We start from the raw sequence: 13613 nt of genomic DNA, 5'->3' as shown, positions 1-13613 counted from the left end.
CACTTGACCTCAAGCGCACTTCAGGTCCGAGGATCGGGACCGGCCGACGGGAGCCGTCGGGCGGGTGGTCCGGGCCGGAACGGCCCGGGGGGAGGGAGCGGTCATGAAGGCGGTCACCGTGACGGGGTCCGGCGGTCCCGAGGTCCTGCGGGTCACCGAGGTGCCGGAGCCGGAGCCGGGCCCGGGCGAGGTGCGGGTGCGGGTGTACGCCGCCGGGGTGCAGCCGGTGGACCTCGCGATCCGGGAGGGCTTCCGGCCGCCGGGGATGGTGGCCGAGCCGCCGTTCGTCCTCGGCAACGAGTTCGCCGGGGTGGTGGACCGGCTGGGGCCGGACAGCGGGGACTGGGCGGTCGGCGACGAGGTGATCGGCTTCCGGCTGCTGAACAGCCAGGCCGAGCTGGTCACCGTGGACGCCGCCCAGTTGGTGGCCAAGCCGGCCGGGATGCCCTGGGAGCAGGCCGGCTCGCTGTCCGCCTCGGGCCAGACCGCCCACGTGGCGCTCACCCTGCTCGGCGTCGGCCCCGGCGACACCGTGCTGGTGCACGGCGCCTCCGGCGGGGTCGGCACGGTGGCCGTCCAGCTGGCCCGGGCCTGGGGCGCCACCGTGATCGGCACCGCGAGCGAGCGCAACCACGCCTACCTGCGCGAGCTGGGCGCGGTGCCGGTGGCGTACGGGGAGGGGCTGGTCGAGCGGGTCCGGGCGGTGGCGCCGCAGGGGGTGACCGCGGCCTTCGACGCCGCCGGGCGGGGCGCGCTGGAGGCCTCGGTCGAGCTGGTCGCCGACCGGGACCGGATCGGCACGGTGGTCGACTACCCGGCGGCCGAGCGGCTCGGCGTCCGGGGGCTGCGGGCACCGCGCACGGCCGCCCGGCTGACCGAGCTGGTCCGGCTCTGGGAGGCGGGCGGGCTGCGGTTGGAGGCCGCCGAGGCCCTGCCGCTGGGGAAGGCCGCCGAGGCCCACCGGCTGGTCGGCGGCGGGCACGTCCGGGGCAAGGTGGTGCTGACCGCCTGAGCGGACCGGGGCCGTCCGGGCCGATTGTGTGTTTCGCCCGCTGACCAGGTAATGTTCTCCACGTCAGCAGGCGCCGCTAGCTCAGTTGGTTAGAGCAGCTGACTCTTAATCAGCGGGTCCGGGGTTCGAGTCCCTGGCGGCGCACCGACAGCCGGAAGGCCCTTCGCGAGAGCGAGGGGCCTTCCGGCGTTTCGCCGTACCCGCCCCGGCGGCCGCGCGTGACGCCCGCGCGGGTGGCAGGAAAGGTGGGAAGCAGGTCATTGCTGCCACCCCGGCCCGCTGGGAGGCTGGCCGCATGAGAGCGCGCAGCGTGCTGGTCCTCCTCTACGAGGGCGTGCAGAGCCTGGACGTGACCGGCCCCGTGGAGGTGTTCACGGGCGCGGGCCGCGCCTGCAAGCGGCCGGACGCCTACCGGGTGGTCACCGCCTCCCCGGGCGGGGAGCCGGTGCGCAGCTCCAGCGGACTGCGGCTGCTGCCGGACGCGGACCTCGCCGAGGTCGGGCCGGTGCACACCCTGCTGGTGCCCGGCGGCGTGATCCCCGGCACGGAGCGCACCGAGCGTCCGGACGGCGTGCTGGTCGCGCGGATCCGGGAGCTGGCCGGGCGGGCCGAGCGGGTGGTGTCGGTGTGCACCGGCGCCTTCCTGCTCGCCGAGGCCGGACTGCTGGCCGGGCGCCGGGCGACCACGCACTGGGCGTACTGCGAGGAGCTGGCCCGGCGGTTCCCGGACGTCGAGGTGGACCCCGATCCGATCCACGTCCGGGACGGCCGCGTCGCCACCTCCGCCGGGGTCACCGCCGGGATCGACCTGGCGCTCGCCCTGGTCGAGGAGGACCTGGGGCGGGAGACCGCCCTGCTGATCGCCCGTCACCTGGTGGTCTTCCTGCGCCGACCGGGCAACCAGGCCCAATTCAGCACCCAGCTGGCCGCCCAGGTCGCGGCCCGGCCGCCGCTGCGCGAGCTGCAGCGGTGGATCGCCGAGCACCCGGAGGCCGACCTGTCGGTCGAGGCGCTGGCCCGCCGCTCGGCCCTGTCCCCGCGGCACTTCGCCCGCGCCTTCGCCGCCGAGGTCGGGGTCACCCCGGGCCGGTACGTGGACGGGGTCCGGCTGGAGGCCGCCCGGCGGCTGCTGGAGGACACCGACGACGGCGTCGAGGAGATCGCGCGCTCCTGCGGCTACGGCACCCCGGAGGCGATGCGGCGCGCCTTCGTCCGGGCGCTGGCCGCCCCGCCCGCCGAGTACCGCCGCCGCTTCCACCCCAGTCACGACGGAGGACACTGATGCGCGTCGCCATCCTGCTGTACGACGACTTCACCGCCCTGGACGCGGTCGGCCCCTACGAGGTGCTGTCCCGGATCCCCGGCGCCGAGGTGGTGTTCACCGCCGCCCGGCGCGGGCCGGTGCGCACGGACATGAGGAGCCTCGCGCTCACCGCGGACGCCGCGCTGGACGAGGTGGACGCCGCCGACGTGCTGCTGGTGCCCGGCGGGCCCGGGACGGAGGCCCGGCTGACGGACCCGGCGGTGCTGGAGTGGGTGCGCGCGGTGGACGCCACCACCACCTGGACCACCTCCGTCTGCTCCGGCTCGCTGGTCCTGGCCGCCGCCGGGCTGCTCACGGGGCGCCGGGCCACCTCGCACTGGTGCTGCCTGGAGCGGCTCTCGACGTTCGGGGCGCAGCCCACCGGGACGGAGCGGATCGTGGTCGACGGGAAGTACGCGACCGCGGCCGGCGTCTCGGCCGGCATCGACCTCGCGCTCTCGCTCGCCGGCCGACTGGCCGGGGACGCGGCCGCGGAGGCGATCCAGCTGGTCATCGAGTACGACCCGCAGCCGCCGTACTCGACGGGCTCGACCGCCACGGCCCCGCCCGAGCTGGTCGCCGAGCTGCTGTCGAACCGGCTGCTGCTGCGCTGACGCGCACCCCGGGGCCGGGCCGGTCAGCGGCCGGGCCGGCCCCCGCGCACCGGCGGGAAGCCGTGGCGGCGCGCGGCGGTGACCACCGCGAGGGCGGGGAGCAGCAGGGCGAGGACCGTCCAGGGCAGGGCGCGGGTGCCGAGGGCGCTCAGGACGAGGCCGCCGAGCATCCCGCCGCCCGCCATCGCGAGGTTCCACAGGGTCACCAGCACGGCCTGGGCGGCGTCCGCCCGCTCGCCGCCCGCGTCGCCGAGGGCGGTCTGCAGCAGGGTCGGGGCGCCGCCCCAGCCGAGGCCCCAGAGCAGCGCCGCGAGGTACACCAGCGGCGCGTCGCCGGACCACAGCGCGAGGGTGCCCGCCGTCAGCGCGACCAGCAGCGCGCCGCCGATCGTCAACTGCCGCAGCCGACGGTGGATGTGGGCGCCGGTGAGCCAGATGCTCGCCATCGAGGCCAGGCCGAAGACCGACAGCACGCCGCCGGTGGCGCCGCCGAGGCCGGCCCGGTCGAGCAGGGGCGCGATGTAGGTGAACAGGACGGTGTGGGCGAGCACGTAGAGGACGGTGGCGGTGAGCACCGGCCGTACGCCGGGCACGGTGAGCGCCTGCCGGACCGGGATCCGCTCGCCCCGCGGCTGCCCGGGCTGCTCGGGCAGCGTCGCCGTGATCCAGCCGACCACGCCGACCGCCAGTGCCGTCATGGCCAGGAAGGGCACCCACCAGGCGAGGATCCGGCCGAGGAAGCTGCCGATCGGCACCCCGAGCGCCAGCGCGACCGGGATGCCGGCCATCGCGACGGCCATCGCCCGGCCCTGCTGCTCGATCGGGACCAGTCGGCGGGCGTACCCGGCCAGCAGTGCCCAGGCGAGGCCGGCGGCGACGCCCGCGAGGAAGCGGGCGGCCAGCGTGAGCGGGTAGTCGCCGGAGACCGCGGTCACCGTGTTGGCGAGGGCGAAGCCGCCCATCGCGGTGAGCAGCAGTCGCTTGCGGCCCGCGCCGGCGGTGGCCGCGCTGAGCGGGATCGCGGTGACGGCGGAGCCGATCGCGTAGACGGTGACGGTCTGCCCGGCCGCCGACTCGCTGACGCCGAGGGAGTCGCCCATGCCGGGCAGCACCCCGGCGGGCAGGTTCTCGGTGAGCGCGGTGACGAAGACGGCGGTGGCCAGGGCGAGCAGGGAGGGGAGCGGGAAGGGCCGGTGGGGTGCCGGCGTGCGGAGTCGTGTGGTCGCCATGGGGACCATGCTTGGACCTCACACGGGTGTCAGGTTCAAGCACGGTCCCGGGGGCGTGCGGTCAGCGGCCGAAGTAGCCGTCGAAGTTCCTGGAGAACTCCTGGCCGCCGAACCGGTCCCAGTTGATCGACCAGGTCATCAGCCCGCGCAGGTTCGGCTGGGCGCCCGAACGCGGCACGTACGCACCGCAGTCGGTCAGCTTGGTGAGGCAGTTCAGCGCCTTGTCCACCTCGGCGGGGGCGACGTAGCCGTTGCCCGCGTTGGTGGTGGCCGGCATGCCGATGGCGACCTTCGAGGCGGGCAGCGGCGGGAACACCATGGCCGGATTGCCCGCCACCGGGAAGCCCTTGAGCAGCAGGTCGGTCATCGCGACGTGGAAGTCGGCGCCGCCCATCGCGTGGTACTGGTTGTCCAGGCCCAGGACGGAGCCCGAGTTGTAGTCCTGGACGTGCAGCAGGGTGAGGTCGTCGCGCAGCGCGTGGATGACCGGCAGGTACGCCCCGGCGCGCGGGTCCTGGCCGCCCCAGGGGCCGGATCCGTAGTACTGGTAGCCGAGTTGGACGAAGAAGGTCTCCGGCGCCATGGTCAGCACGAAGCCCGGCCCGTACCTGGCCTTGAGGGTCTTCAGGGCGGAGACCAGGTTGACGATGACCGGGCTGGTGGGGTTCCTGAAGTCGGTGTCGCCGGTGTCCAGGGAGAGCGAGTGGCCCTCGAAGTCGATGTCCAGGCCGTCCAGGCCCCACCTGTCGATGATCGCCGAGACCGAGCTGACGAAGGCGTCCCGGGCGGCGGCGGTGGTCAGCTGGACCTGGCCGTTCTGGCCGCCGATCGAGATCAGCACCTTCTTGCCCCGGGCGCGCTTGGCCGCGATGGCCGCCTTGAAGTCGGCGTCGGACTCGACCGTCGGGCACTCGGTGACCGGGCAGCGGTTGAAGCGGATGTCGCCGGAGGTGGCGGAGGTGGGCTCGCCGAAGGAGAGGTCGATGAAGTCCCAGGAGTCGGGGACGTCGGCCATCCGGGTGTAGCCGGCGCCGTTGGCGAAGCTCGCGTGCAGGTAGCCGACCAGGGCGTGGCTGCCGGCGGGCGGGCTGGTCGGGGTGCCGGTGGGGGTTCCGGTCGGGGTTCCGGTGGGCGTGCCGCTGGGGGTTCCGGTCGGGGAGGCGGTGGCGGTCGGCGAGGCGGTGGCGGTCGGCGAGGCGGTGGCGGTCGGCGAGGGCGTGGGGCTGGGGGCGCCCGGGCCGTCCAGCGAGACGTCGTCCGCGTAGTAGGTGCCCTGGCCGTACCAGCCGTGGGTGTAGACGGTGGCGCTGGTCTGGGTGGCGCCGGTGGTGAAGCTGAGGCTGAGCTTCTGGTACGAGCCGCCGGTGCCGGGCGTCCAGGTGCTGGGGCCGCCGCCGTCGACGCCCAGGTAGACGTACGAGCCCTGGACCCAGGCGCTGAGCGTGTAGGTGGTGGCGGGGGCGACGGTCACGGTCTGGGCGCACTGGGCGGTGTCGCTCGCCGAGGCGGCGCCGGCCAGCGCGCGGCTGCCGGAGTGCACCGGGGCGGTGACGACGCTGCCGGCGCCGCCGGTGCAGCTCCAGGGGCCGAGCGAGCCGGACTCGAACCCGCCGTTGACCAGGAACTCGCCGGCCGACGCGGCTGGGGCGAGGCCGAGGGTGACGCCGACCAGGGCGGCGGCGGCGACGGCGGAAGCGGTGCCGGCCGCGAGGCCGTTTCTGAGGTTTCTGCGCATGCGGGGGCTCCTGCGACGGCGCGGTCGTGGGGGACGTCCGAGGGCACCGCGGAGCACGGGCCGGTGGGGGGAACGGCCCGGCCTGGCACCCTGGCTGGACTAGACCACTGAAGTGGATCCGGTCGCGCGATGTCAATGGTCCAGACCGGTCCGGGGGGCACCCCCCGCGCGTCCGGGTTGCCGGGTGTGACACCCCGTCGAAGGATGGAGGGGTGACCCCGCCCGGCTACCTCCGCCACCCCCACCTGCACGGCGGCCTGCTCACCTTCACCGCCGAGGACGACGTCTGGATCGCCCCGCTGGACGACGGCGGCTCCGTCACCGGCCGGGCCTGGCGGGTCAGCTGCGACCGCACCCGGGTCAGCCACCCCCGGCTCTCGCCCGACGGCACCACCCTCGCCTGGACCAGCTGGCTGAGCATCACCCCCGAGGTCTGGACCGCCCCGGTCGACGGCGGGGAGGCGAGCCGGCTCAGCTTCTGGGGCAGCCAGGACACCCGGGTGCGCGGCTGGCTGCCGGACGGCGAGGTGCTGGCCGTCACCTCCTTCCACGAGCCCTTCGGCCACTACACCTGGGCGCACGCCCTGCCGCCGGACGGCTCCCCCGGCCGCCGGATGCCCTGGGGCCCGGTCGGCGACGCCCAGATGAGCCGCGAGCACACCGTCCTGCTCACCGGCTCCGCCCCGCACGAGCCGGCCGCCTGGAAGCGCTACCGGGGCGGCGCCGTCGGCCGGCTCTGGGTGGACGGCGAGCGGATCCTGCCCGACCACACCGGGCACCTCGCCTCCCCGATGCCGGTCGCCGGCCGGATCGCCTTCCTCTCGGACCACGAGGGCATCGGCAACCTCTACTCCTGCCGCCCCGACGGCACCGACCTGCGCCGGCACACCGACCACGCCTCCTACTACGCCCGGGAGGCCGCCACCGACGGCACCCGGATCGTCTACCAGCACGCCGGTGACCTCTGGCTGCTGGACGGCCTGGACGCCCCCGCCCCGCGTCGGCTGCACGTCCCGCTCGGCGGCGCCCGGGCCGGCCGCCGCCCGTACCAGGTCGGCGCCGCGGCCCAGGTCAAGGACCTCGCCTGCGACCGGACCGGCCGGGCCGGGGTGATCACCGTGCGCGGCAGCCAGTACTGGCTCACGCACAAGGACGGCCCGGCCCGCGCGCTCGCCGACACCCCGGGGGTGCGGACCCGGCTGCCGGTGATGCTCGGGCACACCGGCGAGGCGGCCTGGATCACCGACGCGCAGGGCGCCGACGCGATCGAGGTGATGCCGCTGCCCGGGAACGAGGGCGGGGAGAAGCACCGCCACCGGGTGCTCGCCGCCGGCCGGCTCGGCCGTGTCCTGGAGCTCTCCGCCTCCCCCGACGGCAGCCGCCTCGCGGCCGTCTCCTCGGACGGGCGGCTGCTGCTGGTCCGCGCCGACGACGGCGAGGTGCGCGAGCTGGCCGCCTCCGAGTACGGGCCGGTCTCCAGCGCCCGGTTCTCCCCCGACTCGCACTGGATCGCCTGGTCCCAGCCGGTCGCCGGGCGCTCGCTGCGCCGGATCCGGCTCACCCGCACCGAGGAGCCGGCGGCGATCACCGAGGTCACCGACGGCCGCTTCGAGGACGAGCAGCCGGTGTTCACCCGGGACGGCCGCTACCTGGCCTTCCTGTCCTGGCGCGGCTTCGACCCCGTCCACGACGTGCACACCGGCGACCTCTCCTTCCCGGTCGGCTGCCGTCCGTACCTCGTCCCGCTCACCGCCGACACGCCCTCGCCCTTCGCCGCCCCGGTCGAGGACGGCGCCCCGCTCGGGGACGGCGGCGGCGACGGCACCGTCCGGGTCGAACCGGAGGGCATCGGCGAGCGGCTGCTGCAGTTCCCGGTGATCGCCTCCAAGTACTCGGCCACCGACGCGGTGCGCGGCGGCCTGGTCTGGCTGCGCTGGCCGATCTCCGGCACCCTCGGGCAGACCTTCGCCAGCCCGGAGGACACCTCGGGCCGCCCCTCGCTGGAACACTTCGACCTGGCCCGCGGCACCCGCAGCACGCTGGTGGACAAGCTGGACGGCTACGCGGTCTCCGGGGACGGCGGCTCGATCGCCGTCTACTCGGCGGGGACGCTGCGGGTCATCCCGGTCTCCGCCCCCTCCGCCGGCACCAGCGTGGACCTGCGCCGGATCACCCACACCGTGCACCCGGCCGCCGAGTGGCGCCAGGCCTACCACGAGGCGGCCCGGATCGTCCGGGACCAGTTCTGGGACGAGCGGATGTCCGGCCTGGACTGGCCCGCCCTGGTCGCCCAGTACGAACCGCTGCTGGACCGGATCTGCTCCCCCGACGACTTCGCCGACCTGCTGCGCGAACTCCTCGGCGAGCTGGGCACCTCGCACGCCTACGTCACCCCGTCCCGGCGCGCCGAGGGGCCCACGCTCGGCCAGCAGCCGCTCGGCCTGCTCGGCGCCACCGCCCACCGCTCCCCCGACGGGCGCTGGCTGGTCGACCGGGTGCTGCCCGGCGAGTCCTCCGACCCGCGCGCCCGCGCCCCGCTGGCCGCCCAGGGCGTGCGGGACGGCGACGAGCTGCTCGCGGTCGGCGGACGCCCGGTGGACCCGGTGCGCGGACCGCTGCCGCTCCTGGCCGGCACCGGCGGCACCACCGTGGAGCTGACCCTGCGCAGCGGCCCGGACGGCCCGCACCGGCGGATCGCGGTCACCCCGCTGACCGACGAGCGGCCCATCCGCTACCAGGACTGGGTGGCCAAACGCCGGTCCCTGGTGCGGGAGTTCAGCGACGGCCGGTGCGGCTACCTGCACATCCCGGACCTCGGCGGCTCCGGCTGGGCGCAGTTCAACCGGGACCTGCGGCGCGAGCTGGACAAGCCCGCACTGGTGCTGGACGTCCGCGGCAACGCCGGCGGCAACGTCTCCGAGCTGGTGCTGGAGAAGCTCACCCGGCACGTCCTGGCCTGGGACTTCACCCGGGACCGCCACCCGGTCCGCTGGCCGCGGCACGCGCTGCGCGGCCCGTTGGTGGCACTCGCCGACGAGGCGACCAGCTCGGACGGGGACGTGATCATCGCGGCGATCAAGCTGCTCGCGCTCGGCCCGGTGATCGGCAGCCGCACCTGGGGCGGGGTGGTCGGGATGACCGGGCGCCACACCCTCGGCGACGGCACCCAGATCTCGGTGCCGAAGAACGCCTCCTGGTTCGGCGGCGGGCTCGGCTGGTCGGTGGAGAACCGCGGCGTCGAACCGGACGTGCACGTGCTGCGCACCCCGCGGGACTGGGCCCGGGGGCGCCACCCGGAGCTGGTCACCGCCGTCCAGCTGGCCCTGGAGCTGTTGGAGGACGCGCCCGCCGCGGCGCCCCCGCCCGAGTCCACGCCCCGGCCGGACCTGCGGCGCCCCCCGCTGCCGCCGCGGGCGCGCTGACCCGGCGGGCGCGCCGCGGCCGCGACGGGATCCGTCCCGTCACGGCCGCGGGGCACTCAGTCCCAGGGGTCGCCCTCGGCGGTCATGTTCTCGGCGGCCAGCCGGTCCGCCTCCTCCTGGGAGAGCCGCTCCCGGGCGAGCCGGTCCTGGGTCTCGCGGGTCCGCTCGATGTCGTCGCCGAACGCGTCGGCCGCCTCGTCGTGGGCGATCGCGGCCCGCTGCGCGGAGTCGTCCCGGGCGGCCTCGTGCGGCGCCCTGTGGAACAACCTGTCGAAGATGCCCATGACTCCTCCTCCTGCGGACGGAATGACGGAATACCGGGCTGCCCCCACTCTCACACCGGGGGCCCGGGGGCGCACGTTGAGCCCTTGGTCCCGGCGGAACGCGTCGAAGGGCCGTAGTCGGGGGCCCCGAGCGGGCGGAGGGTGGCGGTGTGAGGAACCCGATCGAGGAACTGCACGACGGACCGCGCCGCCGGGTCGGGCCGCTGGCCGCGCTGGACGGACGGCTGCCCGGCCCGCACGACCTGCTGCTGATGCAGTGCCCCGGCTCGCTGCGGCCGCTCGCGGGCGGCACGCTGCCGGACTGGGCGCGCGCGGTGCTGCGGGCGCACCCGTGGGTGACGGTCGGCCGGGCACCCGCCGTGGCCGGCCACCCGACGGACCTGCCGCACCCGCGGCACTGCACCCGGGACCCGGAGGCGGCGCCCGAGCTGTGGCTCCCGGTGACCGTGCGCGGCCCGCGCCCCGGGCACCGGCTGGACGCGCTGGCGCCCTGGGCGGCGGTGGCCCGGACGCTGCGGCCCGAGCAGCTGGCCGAGCGGCGCGGGCGGCTGGCGGCGGAGCGGCTCACCGGGATCCCGGCGCTGGCCCTGCTGCCGGAGGCCGGCCGGCTGGTGGCGGACCACCGGATGGCCTGGGGCCCGGTCGGCGCGGTCGGCTACGAACTGGCGAGCGGGGTACCGGTGACCGGGCCGCTGAGCCCGCTGCGGCTGGTGCTGCGCGCCCCGCAGCCGGTCAGCCGACGCGACGCCCTGCAGCTGCGGCGGGCGCTGGCCAAGCTGCCGGTGCCGGTCCGGGCCGAGCTGGAGACCCGGCACGGCTCGGTGCTGCTGGCCGAGTACGCGGCCGGGCAGCAGCCCCTCACCCTGCTGACGCCGTACGGGCCCCGGGAGGTCCACGATCCGTGGTTCCCCCGGGGCCCGTACGCGTGACGCCGGCCGCGGTGCGCCGGCCGTGGGGCGTGGGCCGTCGGCCGTGGGGCGTGGGCCGTCGGCCGTGGGGCGTGAACTAGCGGCCGTGGGGCGTGGGCTCAGCCGCTGACGCTGGGCGCGCCGGTCTCCAGGTGGCCGGTGAACCGCTGCGACCAGCTGCTGTCGGTGTTCACCGTGACGGTGAAGTCGTACCAGCCGTCGGTGCGGGCGACGGCGTTGAAGTAGTCGCTGACGCTGCCGCCGGCCGGGACGGCGTACGTCCAGGGGCCGTCGGTGCGGTAGTTGTTGCTGGTGATGGTGAAGGTCACCGGCGAGGTGCCCTGGTTGGCGAGCTGGAAGTGGACCGCGAGCTTGCCGGTGTCCGGGGCCGGCGCGTAGGACGAGGTGACGGCGACGTCCTTGCCCGGCTGGGTGAGGTCGCCGGTGAAGCGCCGCAGGAAGCGGTTCGGGCCGACCACGGTCAGGTCGTACTTGCCGTTGCCGAAGCCGTTGGTGCCGCAGTTGAAGAAGTCGGTGACGGGGCTGCCGGAGTCCACGGTGTACTGCCACGGGCCGCCGCTGCGGTAGGCGTTGGCGTACGCGGCGAAGTGCGAGGCCCGGGCGGCGCCGTCGTTGGACATCTTCACCCAGACGTGCATGACGCCGCTCGCGTTGCTGTCCCAGTGGTCCAGATTGGCGTTCGGCTGGTACGGCAGTGCGCGGGCCGGGCGGGTGCCGGGCTCCTGCGCGGGCAGCGCGTTGTTGCTCGGCGAGGGGTTGGGCAGCGGGCCGCAGGTGGCCAGGCCGATGGTCTTCGAGGTGTCGGGCAGCGCGGGCATGCCGTACACCGGGTTGGCGAAGTCGAAGACCGAGGTGAGGTCTCCGCAGACCTTCCGGCGCCAGGCGCTGATGTTGGCGCAGGTGGCGGGTCGGCCGAGGGCGGCCGTCCAGACCTCCAGGAAGCGCAGCACCGAGGTGTGGTCGAAGGTCTCGGAGTTGACCCAGCCCCCGCGGCTCCACGGGGAGATGGCGATCAGCGGGACGCGGAAGCCGAGGCCGATGTTGGTGGAGTTGTAGAACTCGTCGGCGGTGCCGCTCGGCGCGGCCGGCGGCGGGACATGGTCGAAGAAGCCGTCGTTCTCGTCGTAGTTGAGCAGCAGCACCGTGGAGTCGAAGACGGCGGGGTCCGCGTTCAGGGCGTCCATCACCAGGTGAACGAAGTGCGCGCCGTCCTGGGGCGTGGCGTAGGGGTGCTCGGAGGACTGCTGGTCGGCGACGATCCAGGAGACCTGCGGGAGGGTGCCGGCGAGCACGTCGCCCTTGATGGCGAGCGCGATGTCGTCCGGGGTGCGGCCGGTGACCTTGGGGACGGAGCCCATGCCCTTGACGGCGAGCGGGCTGCCGGCCGGAGCGCCGGAGAACTGGGTGAAGTAGGCGAGGGCGTTGTCGCCGAAGTTGTCGCTCGCGTTCTGGTAGACCTTCCAGCTCACGCCGGCGTTCTCCAGGGCCTCGGCGTAGGTCTGCCAGTGCAGCCCCTTCTCGTCCCCGCCGTCGTAGGCCGCGCCGCCCGCGGTGCCGGCCGGGTCGATCCAGCCGGACCAGTGGTAGGTGCGGTTGGGGCCGGTCGCGCTCAGGACGGAGCAGTGGTACGCGTCGCAGATGGTCCAGTTGTCGGCGAGCGCGTAGTGGAACGGGATGTCGCCGCGCTGCAGGTAGCCGAGGGTGCGCACGGTGCCCTTGGCGGACACCCAGGAGTCCATCTTGCCGCCGTTCCAGGCCTTGTGCTGGTCGGACCAGGCGTGCGAGAGGTCGCCGTTGCACTGGGCCAGGGTCTCCGGGTTGCCGCCGGCGCCGGAGGGGTTGAAGGCCCACGGGTACTGGCGGGAGAACAGGCCGTTCGGCTGGTTGAAGACGCTGTAGCCGCCGGAGAGCTGGATGGTGGCCTTGTCGCCGAAGCCCCGGACGCCCTTGAGGGTGCCGAAGTAGTGGTCGAAGCTGCGGTTCTCCTGCATCAGGATGACCACGTGCCGGACATCCTTGATGGTGCCGGTGGTGCTGGGCGTCGCGGCCGCCGCCCGGGTGGCGCCGGCGACGGCGGATCCGCCGGTCACCGCCGCCCCGGCCGCGGCACCCGCGGAGAGTGCCATGAACTTCCTGCGATTCAGCTCAGCCATCGTGACCGACCCGTCCTTTTCCCGAGGTGTACATACACGTCGCGCCTCCGCCCCCGAACGGCGAGCATCTTGGCGCAGGCGGGAAGGTCAGGACAGGGGGCCGGTCAAGCTTTGTCGGACTGTTCACCGCCGCATCGCCGAACGACCGCGCGGTGAACGAGTTGTTCAGACATCCTTCACGTCGATCCCCAGCGCCTGCGCGAACTGCGGTGCGAGCTCCAGCAGTTGGGTGGAACTGATCACGGCGCCGCGCAGCCCCTGGTGGCCGTCGGCCAGCCCGAGCCGGACGGCGCCGCGCAGATCGGTCGCGCTCAGCGTCGCGCCGCGCAGCCGGACCTCCTCCAGCGTCGAGCCGGGGAAGGACACCCCGGTCAGCTTCGCCTCGCCGAAGTCCACGTCCCGCAGCAGGCAGTCCTCGAAGACCACGTCCCGCAGCACGGCCGCCCGCAGGTTCACCGCCTCCAGCTTGCAGCCGCGGAACACCACCCGGCGCAGCGCCGAGCCGTACGCCGCGACCCCGGCCAGCACCCCGCCGACGACGGCGCTGTCCTGCCACTCGGAGTCGCTGAGGTCGCAGGCCACCCAGCGGCCGGCCTGCACCCAGACCTCGTTGAACCGGGCCTGGCGCAGCTTGACCCCGCTGAGCGCGACCCCGGTGAACGCGCACTCCAGGAAGGCCGCCCCGGCCCCCGACTCGTCGGTGTGCTCGCCGCCGTCGAAGAGGGCGGTGTCGTACCGCTCGTCGCTGCGCAGCGGTCCGGTGTGCGGGCGCAGCAGCTCGGCGTACGGCAGGTCGTCGAGGCGGTCGGGGACGGAGCGGGACATGGCGGCACCTCGCGGTCGGGGGTGAACGGATCTCGCCCGCATGCTCGCACGCGGCACCGACAGCGCCCCGCACCGACGACAGCCCCGCGGCGACGACCCGCCGGAGC

General features: G+C 75.0%; 10 protein-coding genes and 1 tRNA gene. 6 read left to right on the top strand and 5 right to left on the bottom strand.

Annotated elements, in window-relative coordinates; all coding sequences use genetic code 11:
• Positions 1–103: 103 nt before the first annotated feature.
• The 4 genes from ACZ6Y7_RS25595 (at position 104) to ACZ6Y7_RS25580 (ending at position 2929) form a co-directional block, all read left to right on the top strand.
• Positions 104–1012: an NADP-dependent oxidoreductase gene (locus ACZ6Y7_RS25595; RefSeq protein WP_465760258.1), complete on the top strand. Its 909-nt coding sequence runs from the start codon at positions 104–106 to the stop codon at positions 1010–1012.
• Between the two features lie 70 nt (positions 1013–1082).
• Positions 1083–1156: transfer RNA gene (locus tag ACZ6Y7_RS25590), tRNA-Lys, on the top strand.
• 151 nt (positions 1157–1307) lie between these two features.
• Entirely contained in the window at positions 1308–2294 is a 987-nt protein-coding gene (locus ACZ6Y7_RS25585) for a GlxA family transcriptional regulator (RefSeq protein WP_465760257.1), read from the top strand.
• A complete protein-coding gene (locus tag ACZ6Y7_RS25580; RefSeq protein WP_465760256.1) occupies positions 2294–2929 on the top strand; it encodes a DJ-1/PfpI family protein in 636 nt (211 codons plus the stop codon). Before ACZ6Y7_RS25585 ends, ACZ6Y7_RS25580 begins: the two co-directional genes overlap by 1 nt.
• A 23-nt stretch (positions 2930–2952) precedes the next feature.
• Here the strand turns inward: ACZ6Y7_RS25580 and ACZ6Y7_RS25575 are convergent, their stop codons facing one another.
• Together ACZ6Y7_RS25575 and ACZ6Y7_RS25570 are read right to left on the bottom strand one after the other, a co-directional pair.
• A complete protein-coding gene (locus ACZ6Y7_RS25575) occupies positions 2953–4158 on the bottom strand; it encodes an MFS transporter (RefSeq protein WP_465760255.1) in 1206 nt (401 codons plus the stop codon).
• 61 nt (positions 4159–4219) lie between these two features.
• Entirely contained in the window at positions 4220–5893 is a 1674-nt protein-coding gene (locus ACZ6Y7_RS25570) for a chitinase (protein ID WP_465760254.1), read from the bottom strand.
• 212 nt (positions 5894–6105) lie between these two features.
• Here ACZ6Y7_RS25570 and ACZ6Y7_RS25565 point away from each other — a divergent pair, with 212 nt between their 5' ends.
• On the top strand, positions 6106–9315 hold the full coding sequence (locus tag ACZ6Y7_RS25565) for a S41 family peptidase (protein WP_465760253.1): 3210 nt from the start codon (positions 6106–6108) through the stop codon (positions 9313–9315).
• Between the two features lie 56 nt (positions 9316–9371).
• On the opposite strand, the gene ACZ6Y7_RS25560 is transcribed toward ACZ6Y7_RS25565, so the two are convergent.
• Positions 9372–9599, bottom strand: coding sequence for a hypothetical protein (locus ACZ6Y7_RS25560; protein WP_465760252.1), 228 nt, complete (start codon positions 9597–9599; stop codon positions 9372–9374).
• Between the two features lie 149 nt (positions 9600–9748).
• Here ACZ6Y7_RS25560 and ACZ6Y7_RS25555 point away from each other — a divergent pair, with 149 nt between their 5' ends.
• Positions 9749–10528: a phosphoribosyl-dephospho-CoA transferase MdcG domain-containing protein gene (locus tag ACZ6Y7_RS25555; protein ID WP_465760251.1), complete on the top strand. Its 780-nt coding sequence runs from the start codon at positions 9749–9751 to the stop codon at positions 10526–10528.
• A 98-nt stretch (positions 10529–10626) separates the two neighbouring features.
• On the opposite strand, the gene ACZ6Y7_RS25550 is transcribed toward ACZ6Y7_RS25555, so the two are convergent.
• Both ACZ6Y7_RS25550 and ACZ6Y7_RS25545 read right to left on the bottom strand, forming a co-directional pair.
• Positions 10627–12681 (bottom strand): phosphocholine-specific phospholipase C, encoded by a 2055-nt coding sequence (locus ACZ6Y7_RS25550; RefSeq protein ID WP_465760250.1) that lies wholly within the window; start codon positions 12679–12681, stop codon positions 10627–10629.
• Positions 12682–12846: 165 nt separating this feature from the next.
• Positions 12847–13506, bottom strand: coding sequence for a pentapeptide repeat-containing protein (locus tag ACZ6Y7_RS25545; RefSeq protein WP_465760249.1), 660 nt, complete (start codon positions 13504–13506; stop codon positions 12847–12849).
• Positions 13507–13613: the final 107 nt, after the last annotated feature.

Source organism: Kitasatospora sp. NPDC053308 (assembly GCF_055585785.1).
The sequence above is the reverse complement of the archived record's forward strand: the minus strand, read 5'-3'. Positions and strand labels throughout refer to the sequence as shown.

What these genes read in the sequence shown, in the direction of transcription:
- ACZ6Y7_RS25595 (WP_465760258.1), top strand. Translation starts at nt 104, where the DNA reads ATGAAGGCGGTCACCGTGACGGGGTCCGGCGGTCCCGAGGTCCTGCGG.
- ACZ6Y7_RS25585 (WP_465760257.1), top strand. Translation starts at nt 1,308, where the DNA reads ATGAGAGCGCGCAGCGTGCTGGTCCTCCTCTACGAGGGCGTGCAGAGC.
- ACZ6Y7_RS25580 (WP_465760256.1), top strand. Translation starts at nt 2,294, where the DNA reads ATGCGCGTCGCCATCCTGCTGTACGACGACTTCACCGCCCTGGACGCG.
- ACZ6Y7_RS25575 (WP_465760255.1), bottom strand. Translation starts at nt 4,158, where the DNA reads ATGGCGACCACACGACTCCGCACGCCGGCACCCCACCGGCCCTTCCCG.
- ACZ6Y7_RS25570 (WP_465760254.1), bottom strand. Translation starts at nt 5,893, where the DNA reads ATGCGCAGAAACCTCAGAAACGGCCTCGCGGCCGGCACCGCTTCCGCC.
- ACZ6Y7_RS25560 (WP_465760252.1), bottom strand. Translation starts at nt 9,599, where the DNA reads ATGGGCATCTTCGACAGGTTGTTCCACAGGGCGCCGCACGAGGCCGCC.
- ACZ6Y7_RS25550 (WP_465760250.1), bottom strand. Translation starts at nt 12,681, where the DNA reads ATGGCTGAGCTGAATCGCAGGAAGTTCATGGCACTCTCCGCGGGTGCC.
- ACZ6Y7_RS25545 (WP_465760249.1), bottom strand. Translation starts at nt 13,506, where the DNA reads ATGTCCCGCTCCGTCCCCGACCGCCTCGACGACCTGCCGTACGCCGAG.